This window comes from Streptomyces sp. NPDC059909, assembly GCF_042730885.1.
In the GTDB taxonomy this organism is placed as follows: Bacteria; Actinomycetota; Actinomycetes; order Streptomycetales; family Streptomycetaceae; genus Streptomyces.
Genome location: NZ_JBHWKX010000002.1, coordinates 165867 through 182218, shown reverse-complemented (window position 1 = coordinate 182218; position 16352 = coordinate 165867). Strand labels below are relative to the sequence as shown.

Below are 16352 nucleotides of genomic sequence, written 5' to 3'. Positions count from 1 at the left end.
CAATGAGGCAGATTCGCCGAACAGGTCTGGTGGCAGTGATGGTCACGGGCGGCGCCCTTGCCGCGGCCGGGGCCGCCCACGCCGACTCGGGTGCGCACGGAAGCGCGACCGGGTCGCCGGGCCTGATCTCCGGGAACACGATTCAGCTCCCGGTGCACGTCCCGGTGAATGTGTGCGGCAACACCGTCAATGTGGTCGGTCTGCTGAATCCGGCGGTCGGCAACAGCTGCGAGAACGAAGGAGCGGGCAAGGGCGGCAACGGCGGGGGCGGTGCCGTCGCCGAAGGGAGCGGAAAGGATTCGCCCGGGGTGATCTCCGGCAACGTGATCCAGCTGCCCGTCGATGTGCCCGTGAATGTCACCGGCAACTCCGTCAATGTCGTCGGCATCGGCAACGCGGCCCACGGGAACTCCTCATCGAACACCCCCGGCAAGCCCCCGGTCGCGCCGAAGCCGGTGACCCCGCCGAAGACGCGACCCGCAGAACCGGTTCACCAGCCCCGGCCGGGTCCCGGACACCTCGCCGAGACCGGCACCCCGACCGGGATCGGCCTCGCCGTCCCGGCCGGTGCCGCCCTGATCCTCGGCGGCGCGGTCCTCTACCGCCGCTTCCGCGCCACCGCCTCCGACGCCTAGAGCGGATGGAGCGGCCGGACGGTAAGGAAAGAGGGGCCCGGATCCGAAACCGGTGCCCCTCTCTGCCGTTGCCGACGATGCTCCGGCCGCTGCCGCTGCCGCTGCCGCTGCCGCTGCCGCTGCCGCTGCTGCTGCCGCTGCCGCTGCCGTGCACGCTGCGTGCTGCGTGCTGCCGCCAGTGCTGCTTCAGCCGCCGGTGACGCCTCAGTCGCGCCACGTGGCGAGCACCGCCGCGATCGCCGGCGCCACGCGCGCGCGTGCCTCATGGCGGGGGACCCCCTGCATCAGCAGCGCGTCGTACGGCGTGTCCAGATGGCGTACGGACGCACGCACCGCCGCCGTCACCGCTCCCTCATCCAGCGCACGGCCCGCCGCGGTCCGCCCCACCCGCCCGCTGCCGCGCACCGACGTGTGCTCCGCGATGCCCAGCGCCCGGTCGAGCGGGCAGCCCGGGAAGAGCCGCAGGATCTCCGCGGTGAAGGTGCCCGTGAAGCGCACGTCCTCCGCCGCCCGCCGCGCCGCGTCGCGCGCCCGGCGACGGGCCCGTACGTCCGCGTCGGCCAGGCACGCCGCCTCGGCCCGGCCGAGCGCGGCCTCCTCGACGAGCAGTCCCTGGCGCTCGTACCGCGTACGGCGCTTGTTGTGCCGTACGACGACGGCCCACAGGGAACTCGCCTCGCGGGCCCGCCGGGTCAGTGCCGCGTTCCCGCGCGGCAGGAAGACGAGATGTCCGAGGTCCGCGCAGTCCAGGCAGCGCGGCGCGTTGAACTCCAGGACCATCCGCTCGAGCGGCCCCCGTCGGCACTCGGCGCAGCGCCGTGCCTTCAGCGGCTCGACGACCACCAGCGGATCCGCCACCCCGAACCCACCTCCCGTTCCCGGACCTCTCCTGCCGCGCGTGTCCGGCGCGCTGCCTGACCGCCTTTTCCGTCCAATATTCGTTCGAGGAGCGGACGTTGGTCTTGCTACTTTCCTGGACGTGGCGAAACTCAATCAGATCATCGCGGTGGAGAAAGGCGTCAAGTCCAAGGCGCACCAGGACCTCACGGCGGCTCATCACGGCCTCCAGAAGCCGGCACTGCTGGCCGGCATCTCCCGGACGTACCAGCCCAAGGACGAAGAGGGCGAGCAGCTTCCGCCCGAGTCCACGCTGGTCCAGGTCAAGGCCGAGGACGTGCTGCGCGACACCGCGAAGACGCTGACCCGGCTGTTCGACGTGACCGCCACCAAGGACTGGGCGAACTGCACGGCCCGCGCCGACATCACCGTCGACGGACGCGTCCTGGTGGCCGATGTGCCCGTCGCGTACCTCCTCTTCCTGGAGAAGCAGCTCACGGACATCAACACCTTTGTGCGCAAGCTGCCGGTGCTGGATGCCGCCGAGTCCTGGACGCAGGACCCTTCCACGGACTCCTGGAAGACCGAGCCGGTCAAGACGGTCCGGACGAAGAAGGTGCCCCGCAACCATGTGAAGGCGGAGGCCACCGACAAACACCCGGCGCAGGTCGAGGTGTACTACGAGGACATTCCCGTCGGGTACTGGACGACGGTGAAGTTCTCCGGTGCGCTGCCCGCCCGCCGGGTCAACGAACTGCTGGACCGCGTGGAGAAGCTTCAGCAGGCCGTGAAGTTCGCCCGCGAGGAGGCGAACGGCGCGGAGGTCACCGACCAGAGGGTGGGTGACGCCGTATTCGGCTACCTCTTCGGGTAGCCGCACACAGACTCCCCGGCCACAGCACCACGGCCGGGGTGCGCGAGGAGCGCAAAGCTGAAGCTGAAGCTTGTCGTGAACCGCGCGGTTCCAGTGGAGGTTCGAATCCTCCCCCCGGCACTACGGGCCGGGGTGGCCCAAATCGGCAGAGGCAGACCGCGATGAATCTCAGACTCTCGCTCCAGACTCAGCATTCGCCGCTCATCGCCGGATCGACCGGGCCCGGGCCCCCAGTGCGTCGAGATGCCGGTTCGACTCCGGCCCGCGGAGCTCGATCTGCGGTGGTCGAAAGGAAAGACGCGGCGACGAGAAGACTGACCTGGGTCCTCAAGCGTGCCGGCGTGTGCATGTGAGTGGCATCAACAGGGCTCGGGGGCCGGCTACGCCCCCGGGCCCGCTCCCGTCTCCGGGCCCGCTCCCGCTGCCGGCCCGCTCCTCTCTCCGGGACCCGTCGCGGATCGCGGCCCCACCGCCTACTGGCGGTATCCGCTCAGGAAGCGCCCGATCCGGCTGATGGCGGCGTCGAGATCGTCGGCGTACGGGAGCGTCAGGATCCGGAAGTGGTCCGGCCGCGGCCAGTTGAAGCCGGTGCCCTGGACGACCTGGATCTTCTCGCGCAGCAGCAGATCCAGCACGAACTTCTCGTCGTCGTGGATCGGATGCACCTTGGGGTCCAGGCGCGGGAACGCGTACAGGGCGCCCTTCGGCTTCACGCACGAGACCCCCGGGATCTCGTTGAGCCGCTCCCATGCGCGGTCGCGCTGCTCGTGCAGCCGCCCGCCGGGTGCGGTGAGTTCGTGGATGGACTGGCGTCCGCCGAGCGCGGCCTGGATGGCGTACTGCGCGGGCGCGTTGGGGCACAGCCGCATGGAGGCCAGCATCGTGAGCCCCTCGAGGTAGCTGCGCGCGTGCTGCTTGGGGCCGGTGACGACCAGCCAGCCCGAACGGAAACCGGCCACGCGATACGTCTTCGACAGCCCGCTGAAGGTCAGGACGACCAGGTCCGGGGCGAGGGCGGCCGTGCTGTGGTGGACGGCGTCGTCGTACACGATCTGGTCGTAGATCTCGTCGGCGAACACCATCAGCTGGTGCCGGCGCGCCAGATCGAGAATGCCCTCGATGATCTCGGGCGGATAGACGGCACCGGTGGGGTTGTTGGGGTTGATGATCACGACGGCCTTGGTCCGATCGGTGATCTTCGACGCCATGTCGTCCAGGTCCGGGTACCAGTCGGCGGACTCGTCGCACAGATAGTGGACGGGCTTTCCGCCCGAGAGGGTGGTGACGGCGGTCCAGAGCGGGAAGTCGGGCGCCGGGATGAGGACTTCGTCGCCGTCCTCCAGCAGGGCCTGCACCGCCATGGAGACGAGCTCGGAGACGCCGTTGCCGAGGAAGACGTCGTCGACGGAGACCTCGGTGAGCCCGAGCGACTGGTAGCGCTGGGCCACGGCGCGGCGCGCCGACAGGATGCCCCGGGAGTCGGTGTACCCGTGGGCCTGCGGGAGCATCCGGATCATGTCCTGGACGATCTCCTCCGGCGCCTCGAAGCCGAAGAGCGCGGGGTTTCCGGTGTTGAGGCGCAGGACGCTGTGGCCGGCCTCCTCCAGGGCGTTCGCATGCTCGATCACCGGGCCGCGGATCTCGTAGCAGACCTCGCTGAGCTTGCTCGACTGCCGGAACTCCATGCGGGGCCTCCCCAGAAACGGTGTTACTTGGTTTTACCAAGCGGGAGCTTGGAAAGTCCAACAACATGTCTAGACTGCGTCGCATGCCACATCCTCCGCGCCGCCGAAGCTACGACCAGTACTGCGCCGCCGCCCGCGCCCTCGACGCCGTCGGCGACCGCTGGACCCTGCTGATCGTGCGGGAGTTGCTGGCGGGACCCCGGCGGTACACCGATCTGCACGCCGATCTGCCCGGGGTCAGCACGGACGTCCTCGCCTCGCGTCTCAAGGACATGGAGCGGGACGGCCTGGCCACGCGACACCGCCTTCCCGCCCCCGTCTCCGCGTTCGTCTACGAACTCACCGCGCGGGGCAGGGCGTTGCTCCCCGTCGTCACCGCCCTGGCCGAGTGGGGAACGCCCGAACTGGCCGAGCGCCGGCCCACGGACGCGGTGCGGGCCCACTGGTTCGCCCTGCCGCTGCTGCGCCGCCTGGAGGGCACCGGGGTGGCGGACGTCGTCGAAGTCCGGCTGCCCGAGGGCGTGTTTCATCTACGGGTCGGGGTCCCGGTCGGGAGCGACGGGTTGGCGAACGCGTCCGGACCCACGGCCGGATCCGCGTCCTTGCCCGCGTCCGGATCCGGGTACGGCGACGGCCCGGTGACGGCAGCGGGCGCCGCCGTCACACGGATCGAGCTGGACGCCGATACGTGTCTCGCCGTGAGCCGGGGCAGCCTCACCGTCGAGGAGGGCGTACGGGACGGGCGCATCGCCGTCTTCGGCGAAGGACCTCTCGCCGTCGCGCTGCGCGGCGCCGCGGCCTCGGCCGGCGTGGGGACGTGATCCGGCCCCGCGCAGCCGGAGAAGACATGATGGGCCGGTGCGACTCGAACCGATCACCTGGGAACGGCTGACCGAAGCCGTCGCCGACCGGGTCATGGAGACCACGGCCGACGACGGGAGCCCCTGGCTGCGCATCGCCGTTGACGGAGCCCCCGCCGCCGGGACCGGCGTGGCGGCGGAGGCACTCGCCGAGGCCCTGCGGGTGCGCGGGCGCTCGGTGCTCGTGGTCGGTACGGAGGGGTTTCTGCGGCCCGCCTCGCTGCGGTACGAGTACGGTCGCGAGGACCCGGACACCTACTACGCGGGCTGGTTCGACACCGGAGCGCTCTGGCGTGAGGTGTTCGGGCCACTGGAGCCGGGCGGGTCCGGACGGGTGCTGCCGGACCTGTGGGACCCGGTCACCGACCGGGCGACGCGCAGCCCGCACCACGAACTCCCGCCCGGCGGTGTGCTGGTGCTGCACGGACCCCTGCTCCTCGGGCACTGGTTCCCCTTCGACCTGACCCTGCACCTGAGGCTCTCGGCGGGCGCGCTCCGCCGCCGCACCGACGAGGCGCAGTGGTGGACGCTGCCCGCCTTCGAGCGGTACGAACGCGAGGCCGGCCCGGACGAGGCCGCGGAGGTCGTCGTCCGCACCGACGACCCGCGCCACCCGGCGTGGAACGACCCGTGGCGGAAGTAACCGTCCTCCGGGCGGGGGTTCAGGAGCCGGCGCCGTGCCTCACGGACCCGTGCCGTCGGGCCCCGGCGGGCGGCCCCCGTGCAGGGTCACGGCGAGCGCTCCCGCCCGGCAGCCCTCGTGCGCGGCGGCAGCCGGGTCCGCGCCCGCCAGGAGGGCGGCGAGGAACGCACCGGTGAACGCGTCGCCCGCGCCCGTCGAGTCGACCGCCGTCGCCGGGACCGGCGGCACCCGGGCCGTCAGTGCCCCCGACTCGGCCACCAGTGCCCCGCCCGCGCCGAGGGTCACGACTGCCAGCGGCACCTGCAGACTCAGCTTCGCGGCGGCGTCGGCGATGTCCGGGATGCCGGTGAGGAGCCGGGCCTCGTCGGCGTTGGGCAGCAGCACGTCCGCCCCTGCGGCCGCCGCGAGGAAGCGGTCCACCCCGAGCGTGGCGATGAAGCCCGCCGACGCCGGATCCACGCTCACGGGGATGCCCCGCTCGCGGGCGTCCGCGAGGGCGAGGACGGCCAGCTCCCGGCTGGGCCGCGCGAAGAAGAGGTAGCCGGACAGATGGAGGCGGCCGACCCCGTCGAGCAGGTCGGGCGACCAGTCGGCTGGCGATATCCGGAGGGCGGCCCCGCTGTCGGTGAGAAACGTGCGTTCGGCGTGCGCGTCGACGAGCGCGACGACCGTGGCGGTCCCGGCCTGGCGGTCGGGCACCAGGAGCGGACGGACGCCCGCCCGGCGCAGGTGTCCGTCGTGCCAGGACGCGGTATCGGCGCCGACCCGGCCGAGCAGGCGTACGTCCGTACAGCCCGAGTGCGCTGCCCAGCATGCGGCGTTGGCGCCGGCGCCGCCGGGCAGGGTCCGTATCTCGGCCGCCGTGTCCGTCCCGTGCGCGAGCGCCGAACCGTGCCGGGCCACGACATCGGTGGCCACGTCCCCGATCACCAGCAGCGCACCGGCCGTGGCGGCGGCGGGACGCGTCACAGCGCCGCCGCGATCCGGGCCGCCAGCCGCACGTTTCCGCGTACGGCCGCCAGATTCGCCTCCAGGGACGCGCCCCCCGTGCGCCGCATCAGATGGTCGAGGAGGAAGGGGGTGACCGCCTGGCCCGTGATGCCCCGCTCCCGGCATTCGTCCAGCGCCTCCGCCAGCACCCGGTCGTGCAGCCGAGGGTCGAGCTGCTCGTCCTCGGGCACGGGCTGGGCGACGATCAGTGCCGTGTCCGGGCCGCCGAGCGCGTCCTGGGCGCGTATCACCTCCGCGACCTCCTCCGGCGTTCGGACCGTCCAGTCGACCGGTTCCCCGGAGGAGGCCAGATAGAAGCCGGGGAAATGGCCGGTGCCGTAGCCGAGGACGCCGACGCCCAGGGTCTCGAGTCGCTGGAGGGTCGCCGGGACGTCGAGGATCGACTTCACGCCGGCACAGACGACGGCGATCCGGGTCTGCGCGAGCAGTCGCAGGTCCGCCGACTCGTCCTGGGTCGTGGTCCACTCCCGGTGCACCCCGCCGAGCCCGCCCGTCGCGAACACCCTGACCCCGGCACGGGCGGCGAGGAACGCGGTGGCCGACACGGTCGTCGCCCCGCTCGCTCCCGCCGCGAGGGCGGGCGCGAGATCGCGGTGGCCGAGCTTGCGCACCTCGGGGTCGGTGGCGACCCGCTCCAACCGGTCCTTGTCCAGGCCGACATGGGCCCGCCCGTCCAGCACGGCGATCGTCGCGGGCACCGCGCCCCCGCTTCTGACCAGTGACTCCAGCTCCTCCGCGACCGCCAGGTTGCGCGGGCGCGGCAGCCCGTGCGCGATGATCGTGGACTCGAGCGCGACGACGGGCCGGCGCGCGTCCAGCGCCTCCCGTACCTCTTCCGACAACAGCAGTGTGGTCTCGGGCATGTCCCATCCCTGGCACGCAAACCCCCTGCGCAAACGTTTCCGCAGTGCTCCGTCCCACTTCGGACGACGTGTCGGTTCGAGCTGTTCCAGCTGTCCTCGGTGGCGGGCGGGGAGTGGACCACCCGCCCGGCGTGCCCGCTACTCGGCCCTCACCGCCCGGCAGACAACGTATGTCGTGGACCTCGCGGGCTTTCGCGGGCCGAGTGGCGGGACCCGGAACGTACCGGCTGCTTCCAGCCCGTCCTGAGCGCACCGCGTCCGCCCGCCCCCGCTAAGGTGACGCGCCATGACGACCTTTGATCACCGTGCCGCCACCCCCGCTTCCCCTTCGTTCGCCGTGCACATCCCGGACGCCGAGCTGGAGGCCGAGCCGCTCGACCCCGCTCAGATCGTCTCCGGGGACCCGGTCGTGACCGGAAAGGTGCTGTGGGAGTCCGAGGACGGCAAGCAGCTCCGCGGCATCTGGCAGATCACCCCGGGCGTGGTGACCGACACCGAGGCCAACGAGCTCTTCGTCGTCGTCAGCGGCCGCGCCACGATCGAGGTCGAGGGCGGCGGAATCCTTCACGTCGGGCCCGGCGACGCCTGCGTGCTGCGGGAGGGCGACCGGACGACCTGGACGGTGCACGAGACGCTGCGGAAGGCGTACCAGATCAGTCTTTGAGGCTGGGGGCGTCCGGACGCACGGCGGTGTCCGGGGCATCCGGACGCGACGACCGGGCCGGTGAAGCACGGTTGCCGGTCAGGAGGGCCAGGGCGGCGAGGGGGAGGAGCAGGCAGGCCCCGATCGCGTTGAGCCAGCCGTAGCCCGCCTGCGCGACGATGACGCCCGCCGCGACACCGCCGATTCCCGCCGACGCGTTCGTCGTCAGGTCGGAGAGACCCTGGACCGCGGCACGGGCGGGTCCGGGGACGGAGTCCGTGAGGAGCGCGGAGCCCGAGACGAGACCCGCGGACCAGCCCAGGCCGAGCAGGAACAGGCCCGCCGCGCTACGGGCATGGCTCGCCCCTGCCGTACCGGCCAGCAGCGCGGCGCACGAGAGCAGTCCCACGGCCAGGCCGATCACCGAGAGCCGTCCGAGGCGGTCGGACAGCCAGCCCATCACCGGCGAGAAGGCGTACATGCCCGCGATATGGCCGCTGATGACCAGCCCGATCAGCTCGATGCCCGCGCCATGGTGGCTCAGCGCGACCGGTGTCATCGACATGATCGACACCATGGCGGTGTGCGAGACCGCGACGGTGACGAGCGCGAGCCGGGCCCGTGGGGACTCCCGCACCGCTCGCACACCGGCCCGCAGTGAACGCCCTTCCCGCCCGCCGTCCTCGGCCGGGACCAGCGCCCGCGCCGTCAGCAGCGGGTCCGGGCGCAGCAGCACCGCGACGACGAGCGCCGATATCAGGAACACCCCCGTCGCCCAGAGGAACGGACCGGCCGCCTCCGGTATGCCGAGCCCTGAGACGCTCCGTCCCGCCGGCGCCGCGATGTTCGGCCCGAGCACCGCGCCGATCGTGGTCGCCCACACCACCGTGGAGATGGCCCGTGCCCGCCGTTCCGGCTCCGCCAGATCCGCCGCCGCGAACCGCGCCTGCAGATTGGCGGACGAGGCCGCGCCGAATCCCGCCATCCCCACCAGAAGCAGCGGGAAGCTCCCGACCACCGCGGCCAGGACCACCACACCCGCACCGGCCGCCCCGATCAGATACGCCAGCACCAGTCCCGGCCGGCGCCCGCGTGCGGTCATGAGCGCGGCAAGCGGCACGGACAGCAGCGCCGTCCCGGCGACGGACGCGGTCGGGGCGAGCCCGGCCAGCGCCTCGGTCCCGCTCATCTCCTGCGCGAGCACCGTGGCCAGGGCGATGCCCGTAGCGACGCCGAGCCCGCCGAGGATCTGGCTGACGATCAGGACGGGTGTGATCCTCCGCCGCAGCGCGGGAAGATCGGCGGCACTGACGCCGGCCCGACCGGTCGCGGCGGTCTTCTTCCCGGCGTTCACCGGGCGACCGCGGGGGGCAGTTCAGGAGATGTACTGGCCATCGCGCCAGTGTGCCAATTACCCACGCCGTACGGAACCGTCCTGCCGGCCGGGCTCTCAGAACAGCGGCTGGGGGAGCACCCCCTCCAGGGCCAGCAGTTGCCGCTTCGTCTCCAGTCCGCCCCCGAAGCCCCCCAGGCCCCCATTGCTCTCCACCACCCGGTGGCACGGCACCACCACCGGCAGCGGATTCGACCCCATGGCCGTGCCCACCGCCTGTGCCGCGCCGGGCTGGCCCACCCGGTCGGCAAGGTCGCCGTACCCGACGACCGATCCGTACGGCACGCCGGAGGCCAGCTCGCGCAGCACCTCGCGGTTGAAGCCGGACGAAAGCGACCAGTCCAGGGGGAGCTCGAAGTCCCGGCGTCTCCCCGCGAAGTACTCCGCGAGCTGGCGTATCGGCTCGGCGAGCAGAACCGGGTCCGCAGGGACCCGGGACCCGTCGCCCGAACCGTCCTCGGCCCGGTCCCCGGGCGCGACGTCCGACCCGATCCCCGGCGCGACCTCGACCGGCTCCGCGCCCAGTCGCGCGGCAAGCCGGCCGAGCGCCCTGTCCCGCACCCGCTCGTCGGCGTGGAAGACCACGCTCACCAGCCCCTCCCCGGTGGCGGCGAGCAGCAGCGGTCCGATGTCGGAGCCCACCACGGTCCACTCGAAGCTGTTCATGCGGACCACCGTACGACCGCCCACCGACAACGGCCCCGACCTGCGAATCCGGCCCCCGATGTTTGCTTGCGGCCCCGCTCGCCATACTCTCGCCCCCGACACGGCTTCCTCGACGGGGGACACGGGGGCACGGGCGGCACAAGGGGCGAAGGACAGAGAAGGATGCAGGGCACAGTCGACGGTTTCACGTACGGCGTCGTCACACCTGTGGCCGCCTATCTCATGGCCTGCCTCGGTGGTGCCCTGGGGCTGCGCTGCACCACCAGATCCGTGCGCGACAACGGATCCTTCAAGCCCGGCTGGCTTGCGCTCGGCGCCACGTCCATCGGCTCGGGTATCTGGACCATGCACTTCATCGCGATGATGGGGTTCACCGTCGCGGAGGCCCCGATCAGCTACGACCGTCCGACGACCTTCGCCAGCCTCGGCGTCGCGGTCGTCATGACCGGCATCGGGATCTTCATCGTGGGCTACCGCGGCGCGACCGCCATGGCCCTGGTCACCGGGGGCGCCATCACCGGTCTGGGCATCGCGTCCATGCACTACCTGGGCATGGCCGGCATGCAGCTCCAGGGCCGGCTCGAGTACGACACCCTGACGGTCGCCCTCTCCGTCGTGATCGCCGTCGTCGCGGCCACCTCCGCCCTCTGGGCGGCCGTGTCCATCCACGGTTTCCTGCCGAGTCTCGGCGCCAGCCTGGTGATGGGCGTCGCCGTGAGCGGAATGCACTACGTCGGCATGGCCGCCGTCGACGTCCATCTGCACGGCACGGTCCTGCCCGGCGCCGTCGGCGACTCTCCCGCCACGCTCATCGCCCCGATGCTGATCGGTCCCGCGGTCTTCCTGGTCCTGGCGGGCGTGGTCGTCATGTTCGACCCGCTGCTCGTCATGGGCGAACCCGACTGGCAGCAGCCCGGGGCCGGGCGGAGAACGGCCGGGCGCAGGGTCCGGGCGGGCGTGCCGGCGCAGCGGCAGCTGCCCTCGTACGGCGAGCCGGCGAACTGGTCGGCGCCCTCCCGGTCCGCACGCCGCACCTCCCACCGCTCCCGCAACCGCTGACCGCAGGCCTTCGGCTTCCCCCGCGGGCTTCCCGGGGGGCTCATGCCCCGCTCCCCGGGCCCGTCGACGCCCCCGCTCCCCGGGCCGCTCACATGGCCGGACCTGGGCAGGAGCAGCGATCAGGCCCGGCTGTCAGTGGTGGGTCGTACGGTGGTTCCATGCGGCCCGTTTCCCAGATCGAACGCACGATGGCGCCCTTCGAGGTCGTCAGCCCCTACCGGCCCAGCGGTGACCAGCCGACGGCCATCGCCGAGCTCGACCGGCGCATCCGCGCCGGTGAGAAGGATGTCGTCCTGCTCGGTGCGACCGGCACCGGCAAGTCGGCGACCACGGCCTGGATGATCGAGAAGCTCCAGCGCCCCACCCTGGTCATGGCGCCGAACAAGACGCTGGCCGCCCAGTTGGCCAACGAGTTCCGCGAGCTCCTGCCGAACAACGCGGTGGAGTACTTCGTCTCGTACTACGACTACTACCAGCCCGAGGCGTACGTCCCGCAGTCGGACACGTACATCGAGAAGGACTCCTCGATCAACGAGGAGGTCGAGCGGCTGCGCCACTCCGCGACGAACTCGCTGCTGACCCGCCGGGACGTCGTCGTGGTCGCCTCCGTCTCGTGCATCTACGGCCTGGGCACCCCGCAGGAGTACGTGGACCGCATGGTGCAGCTGAAGGTCGGCGAGGAGATCGACCGCGACCAGCTGCTGCGCCGCTTCGTCGACATCCAGTACACGCGCAACGACGTGGCGTTCGCCCGGGGCACCTTCCGGGTCCGCGGCGACACCATCGAGATCTTCCCGGTCTACGAGGAGCTGGCCGTCCGCATCGAGATGTTCGGCGACGAGATCGAGGCGCTCTCCACGCTCCACCCGATCACGGGCGAGGTCATCAGCGACGACCAGGAGCTGTACGTGTTCCCCGCCAGCCACTACGTGGCCGGTCCGGAGCGCATGGAGAAGGCGGTCAACGGAATCGAGCGCGAGCTCGAGGAGCGCCTCGCCGAGCTGGAGAAGCAGGGCAAGCTGCTGGAGTCCCAGCGGCTGCGCATGCGCACCTCGTACGACCTCGAGATGCTCCGCCAGATCGGCTCGTGCTCCGGCGTCGAGAACTATTCGATGCACTTCGACGACCGCGCCCCCGGGACCCCGCCGAACACCCTCCTCGACTACTTCCCGGAGGATTTCCTGCTCGTCATCGACGAGTCGCATGTGACGGTCCCGCAGATCGGCGCGATGTACGAGGGCGACGCGTCCCGCAAGCGGACCCTCGTCGAGCACGGCTTCCGGCTCCCGTCGGCGCTCGACAACAGGCCGCTGAAGTGGGAGGAGTTCCAGGAGCGGATCGGCCAGTCCGTCTACCTCTCCGCCACCCCCGGCACGTACGAACTCTCGCGCTCCGACGGCTTCGTGGAGCAGATCATCCGCCCCACGGGCCTCGTCGACCCCGAGGTCGTCGTCAAGCCCACCGAGGGCCAGATCGACGACCTGGTGCACGAGATCCGCAAGCGCACCGACAAGGACGAGCGCGTCCTGGTCACCACGCTCACCAAGAAGATGGCCGAGGACCTCACCGACTACTTCCTGGAGCTCGGCATCCAGGTCCGCTATCTGCACAGCGACGTCGACACCCTCCGCCGCGTCGAGCTGCTGCGCGAGCTGCGCTCCGGTGAGTACGACGTCCTGGTCGGCATCAACCTGCTCCGTGAGGGCCTCGACCTCCCCGAGGTGTCGCTGGTCGCGATCCTCGACGCCGACAAGGAAGGCTTCCTGCGCTCCGGCACCTCGCTCATCCAGACCATCGGCCGTGCGGCGCGCAATGTCTCCGGCCAGGTCCATATGTACGCCGACAAGATCACCCCGGCGATGGAGAAGGCGATCGACGAGACCAACCGGCGCCGCGAGAAGCAGGTCGCGTACAACAAGGCGAACGGCATCGACCCGCAGCCGCTCCGCAAGAAGATCAACGACATCGTGGCCACCATCGCCCGCGAGGAGGTCGACACCGAGCAGCTGCTCGGCACCGGCTACCGCCAGGGCAAGGACGGCAAGGGCGCCAAGGCGCCGGTGCCGTCGCTGGCGGCACACGCCGTCAAGGGGGGCAAGGGCGGCAAGGCCACCGCCAAGAAGGGCGAGATCATGAGCGACCGCCCGGCCGCCGAACTGGCCGGGATCATCGAGGAGATGACCGACCGGATGCGGGCCGCGGCGGCGGAGCTCCAGTTCGAGGTCGCCGCCCGGCTGCGGGACGAAGTCGGCGAGCTCAAGAAGGAGCTGCGGCAGATGAAGGAGGCGGGCCTGGCCTGACGAGGGGGACGGCTGGGGCCCGAGGAGACCGGCCTGGCCTGACGCACCGGCAGCTGTGTTTCAAGACCGACACAAAAGCTGTCCAAGTCTGCTGCGCTGTCGGAGCGACTGCGTACTGTACGGGACAACCGCACACACGGACGGTTGCGGGGGAACCATGGAGAGGGGACAGCGCGTGGTGGACGTATCCAAGGGCGGCGCGCCCGGAGGTCCCGGCGTCAATCTGACCAAGGGTCAGGCCATCAGCCTGGAGAAGAAGGGCGGCGGCACCCTCACCGCGGTGCGGATGGGGCTCGGCTGGCAGGCGGCACCCCGGCGCGGTCTTTTCGGCTCGCGCACGCGGGAGATCGACCTGGACGCGTCGGCGGTGCTCTTCGCCGACAAGCAGCCGGTCGACGTGGTGTTCTTCCGCCACCTCGTCAGCGACGACGGCTCGGTCCGGCACACCGGTGACAATCTGGTCGGCGGGGCCGGCCAGGGCGGCGACGACGAGGCGATCCTGGTCGATCTGCAGCGCGTTCCGGTCCACATCGACCAGATCGTCTTCACGGTGAACTCGTTCACCGGCCAGACGTTCCAGGAAGTGCAGAACGCGTTCTGCCGCATCGTCGACGAGACCAACGGCCAGGAGCTCGCGCGCTACACCCTGGACGGCGGCGGGCAGTACACCGCGCAGATCATGGCGAAGGTGCACCGCGCCGGCTCCGGCTGGCAGATGACGGCCCTCGGCAACCCGGCCAACGGCCGTACGTTCCAGGACCTGATGCCGTCGATCCTGCCGCACCTGTAGGCACGGCTTCCGCACGTCGTGACCACGCAGCTCCCGGAGGCTCCAGGCCGCCGGGAGCTGCACCGCTCACCACCGAGGCACCGAGGCACGAGGCAACGAGGGGACAGAGGCGATGACGGCCGAGCTGGTCAGGGGGCAGAACCATCCGTTGCCCCACACCCGACTCGAGATCCGGGTATCGGCCGGCAAACCGGTCGTGGCCGGCGCCACGCTCGGCGACGAGGACGGCAGGGTCCCGGGCACCGAATGGGTCGCCCACCCCGGCCAGCCGGCCCTCCCCGGGATCGAGGTCTCCCGACAGGCCACCGCCGACCACCGGCTCGGCGTCGACCTGGACGCCGTGCCCGCGGCCGTGCACCGGGTGACGCTGCTGCTCGCCCTGCCCCTGGGACCCGCACTCCCGGTCCGCTTCGGCTCCGTCGCCGCGCCGTTCGTCGCCGTCACCGGCCCCGACGGCGGCGAGATTGCCAACTACACCATAACCGGGCTGGACGCGGAGTCCGCCGTCGTCGCCCTTGAGCTCTACCGCCGCCAGGGCGCGTGGAAGGTCCGCGCCGTCGGCCAGGGGTACGCGGGCGGCCTCTCCGCCCTCCTGGCCGACCAGGGCCTCGACCGCGCCGGTGAGCTGTCGGCCGCCGTCCAGGAGGCCGTCGCGCCCGGCCTCGCCCGTACGGTCGGGACGCCCCCGCCCCGTACGACGGAGGTGCGGCACAGCGCGGCGACGGCCGCCGGCGGCACGGTCGGCGACCCCGGTCCCGCGCCGGGAGCCACCACCCAGCCGCCGGCTCCGACGCCGCCCGAGCCCCCGGCGCAGCCCCACGACGGCCCCATCAACTACACGCACCCCCGCAGGCAGTCGGTCGCGCCCCCGCCGCCGCCCCCGGCCGCACCGCCCACCGAGCCGGGCCGGCCGCCCACGCCGGTCGCCGGGGACGCCACCGGCTGGTCCATGGAGGAGCGGCTGTACAACCAGGTGTGGGGCATGTTCGAGGACCTGGCCCGCACCACGGCGGCGTACCGCAGCGCCGTCGACTTCGCCGAGTCCCGGCTCGATCAGGAGCTCGACCGCGCCCTCTCCGACCCGCGCAGCCGCATCGCGGGCTCCGGCGACGCCGCCCGCGCGGCGGCCCGCGCCAAGCACGACAAGCTGACCGAACAGGCCCGCGAGGTTCTCGACCGCGATCTCGCCCAGCTCGCCGCCGAGTCCGATGTCGTCGAGCCGGCCCTGCCGGCCGCCTTCGCCCGCTGGGACAACCCCGTCTGGCACGCCTACCGCGTCCCGATGGAGATCCCGATGGCCCTGCGCCTCGGGGACCTGCACCTCCCCGAGCGCCCGGAGCTGCGCATCCCCATGCTCATCCGGCTGCCGCTGGAGCGAGGCCTCTGGGTCGACAGCGGCCGCGCCGCGTCCGAGGCGGCATCGCTGATGGACGAGGGCCGGCTACGCAGGCTCGCCATGGACACGGCGGTCGCGCACGCCGCCCGGCTGCTCGCGGTCTACCCGGCGGGCGAGTTCACGGTCCATGTGATCGACCCGGCCGGCTCCGCGGCGGCCTCGCTCGCCCCGCTGGTGCACTCCGGAGTGCTGGACCAGCCGCCCGCCGTCGGTGCGCAGGGCGTCTCGTCCGTGCTTGCGAAACTGACCCAGCGCGTCGACCTCGTACAGATGGCGGTGCGGGGCGGTGCGGCCGATGCCCTGCCGCCGGACCTGGACACCGCCGAGCAGTTGCTGATCGTCAACGACTTCCCGCACGGCTTCGACGACCGGGCCGTGACCCAGCTGCGCTATCTCGCCGACGAGGGCCCGGCGGTGGGCGTGCATCTGCTGATGGTCGCGGACCGCGAGGACGCGAGCGCGTACGGCCCGGTGCTCGACCCGCTCTGGCGCTCCCTGCTGCGGATCACCCCGGTCCCGGACGACCACCTCGCCGACCCCTGGGTCCAGCACTCCTGGACGTACGAGCCGCCGCGCATCCCGCCGGGCAGCCAGGTCCTCCAGCAGGTCCTTGCCCAGGTCGCCGAGGCGCGCAGGACCTGGCGCCGCTGAGCCCGGGAAGCACCGGGAGCACTCTTCGGACGAGAGCATCACCAGG

At 72.0% G+C, this 16352-nt stretch carries 16 protein-coding genes and 1 tRNA gene; 11 read left to right on the top strand and 6 right to left on the bottom strand.

The window, feature by feature from the left end:
* Window positions 1-2: 2 nt before the first annotated feature.
* The gene (locus ACFV9O_RS02870; protein ID WP_385411390.1) at window positions 3-635 is read left to right on the top strand and encodes a chaplin; all 633 of its coding nucleotides are present in this window, start codon (window positions 3-5) and stop codon (window positions 633-635) included.
* A gap of 68 nt (window positions 636-703) precedes the next feature.
* Complete coding sequence (locus tag ACFV9O_RS02865; RefSeq protein ID WP_385411389.1) at window positions 704-835, top strand: hypothetical protein; 132 nt, start codon at window positions 704-706, stop codon at window positions 833-835.
* 4 nt (window positions 836-839) lie between these two features.
* On the opposite strand, the gene ACFV9O_RS02860 is transcribed toward ACFV9O_RS02865, so the two are convergent.
* Window positions 840-1493, bottom strand: a complete 654-nt coding sequence (locus ACFV9O_RS02860; RefSeq protein ID WP_385411387.1) for a DUF2293 domain-containing protein — start codon at window positions 1491-1493, stop codon at window positions 840-842.
* Between the two features lie 121 nt (window positions 1494-1614).
* On the opposite strand from ACFV9O_RS02860, the gene ACFV9O_RS02855 reads away from it, so the two are divergent.
* Window positions 1615-2346, top strand: a complete 732-nt coding sequence (locus ACFV9O_RS02855) for a hypothetical protein (protein ID WP_385411386.1) — start codon at window positions 1615-1617, stop codon at window positions 2344-2346.
* A 32-nt stretch (window positions 2347-2378) separates the two neighbouring features.
* Window positions 2379-2466, top strand: a tRNA-OTHER gene (locus ACFV9O_RS02850).
* A 353-nt stretch (window positions 2467-2819) separates the two neighbouring features.
* On the opposite strand, the gene ACFV9O_RS02845 is transcribed toward ACFV9O_RS02850, so the two are convergent.
* Window positions 2820-4031, bottom strand: coding sequence for a pyridoxal phosphate-dependent aminotransferase (locus tag ACFV9O_RS02845; RefSeq protein WP_385411384.1), 1212 nt, complete (start codon window positions 4029-4031; stop codon window positions 2820-2822).
* Between the two features lie 65 nt (window positions 4032-4096).
* Between ACFV9O_RS02845 and ACFV9O_RS02840 the strand changes: the two genes are divergently transcribed.
* Both ACFV9O_RS02840 and ACFV9O_RS02835 read left to right on the top strand, forming a co-directional pair.
* Window positions 4097-4852 (top strand): winged helix-turn-helix transcriptional regulator, encoded by a 756-nt coding sequence (locus ACFV9O_RS02840; protein WP_385411382.1) that lies wholly within the window; start codon window positions 4097-4099, stop codon window positions 4850-4852.
* Between the two features lie 37 nt (window positions 4853-4889).
* Complete coding sequence (locus tag ACFV9O_RS02835) at window positions 4890-5534, top strand: uridine kinase (RefSeq protein WP_385411380.1); 645 nt, start codon at window positions 4890-4892, stop codon at window positions 5532-5534.
* A gap of 39 nt (window positions 5535-5573) precedes the next feature.
* On the opposite strand, the gene ACFV9O_RS02830 is transcribed toward ACFV9O_RS02835, so the two are convergent.
* Both ACFV9O_RS02830 and ACFV9O_RS02825 read right to left on the bottom strand, forming a co-directional pair.
* The gene (locus tag ACFV9O_RS02830; protein WP_385411378.1) at window positions 5574-6503 is read right to left on the bottom strand and encodes a carbohydrate kinase family protein; all 930 of its coding nucleotides are present in this window, start codon (window positions 6501-6503) and stop codon (window positions 5574-5576) included.
* Entirely contained in the window at window positions 6500-7408 is a 909-nt protein-coding gene (locus tag ACFV9O_RS02825) for a pseudouridine-5'-phosphate glycosidase (RefSeq protein ID WP_385411376.1), read from the bottom strand. The genes ACFV9O_RS02830 and ACFV9O_RS02825 overlap by 4 nt, the downstream gene beginning before the upstream one ends.
* A gap of 286 nt (window positions 7409-7694) precedes the next feature.
* Here ACFV9O_RS02825 and ACFV9O_RS02820 point away from each other — a divergent pair, with 286 nt between their 5' ends.
* Window positions 7695-8072, top strand: coding sequence for a cupin domain-containing protein (locus tag ACFV9O_RS02820; RefSeq protein WP_385411375.1), 378 nt, complete (start codon window positions 7695-7697; stop codon window positions 8070-8072).
* Here ACFV9O_RS02820 and ACFV9O_RS02815 read toward each other — a convergent pair.
* Both ACFV9O_RS02815 and ACFV9O_RS02810 read right to left on the bottom strand, forming a co-directional pair.
* Entirely contained in the window at window positions 8062-9405 is a 1344-nt protein-coding gene (locus ACFV9O_RS02815; RefSeq protein ID WP_385411373.1) for an MFS transporter, read from the bottom strand. The genes ACFV9O_RS02820 and ACFV9O_RS02815 overlap by 11 nt on opposite strands.
* Window positions 9406-9501: 96 nt before the next feature.
* Window positions 9502-10110 carry a methylated-DNA--[protein]-cysteine S-methyltransferase gene (locus ACFV9O_RS02810; RefSeq protein WP_385411372.1) on the bottom strand — a complete coding sequence of 203 codons (609 nt, stop codon included), beginning with the start codon at window positions 10108-10110 and terminating at the stop codon, window positions 9502-9504.
* 162 nt (window positions 10111-10272) lie between these two features.
* On the opposite strand from ACFV9O_RS02810, the gene ACFV9O_RS02805 reads away from it, so the two are divergent.
* From ACFV9O_RS02805 to ACFV9O_RS02790, 4 genes are all read left to right on the top strand, one after another.
* The gene (locus tag ACFV9O_RS02805) at window positions 10273-11169 is read left to right on the top strand and encodes an MHYT domain-containing protein (protein WP_385411370.1); all 897 of its coding nucleotides are present in this window, start codon (window positions 10273-10275) and stop codon (window positions 11167-11169) included.
* Between the two features lie 158 nt (window positions 11170-11327).
* A complete protein-coding gene (gene uvrB / locus ACFV9O_RS02800) occupies window positions 11328-13469 on the top strand; it encodes an excinuclease ABC subunit UvrB (protein ID WP_385411369.1) in 2142 nt (713 codons plus the stop codon).
* Window positions 13470-13692: 223 nt separating this feature from the next.
* A complete protein-coding gene (locus tag ACFV9O_RS02795) occupies window positions 13693-14259 on the top strand; it encodes a TerD family protein (protein WP_283297706.1) in 567 nt (188 codons plus the stop codon).
* Between the two features lie 112 nt (window positions 14260-14371).
* Window positions 14372-16306: a TerD family protein gene (locus tag ACFV9O_RS02790; protein WP_385411367.1), complete on the top strand. Its 1935-nt coding sequence runs from the start codon at window positions 14372-14374 to the stop codon at window positions 16304-16306.
* Window positions 16307-16352 lie beyond the last annotated feature (46 nt).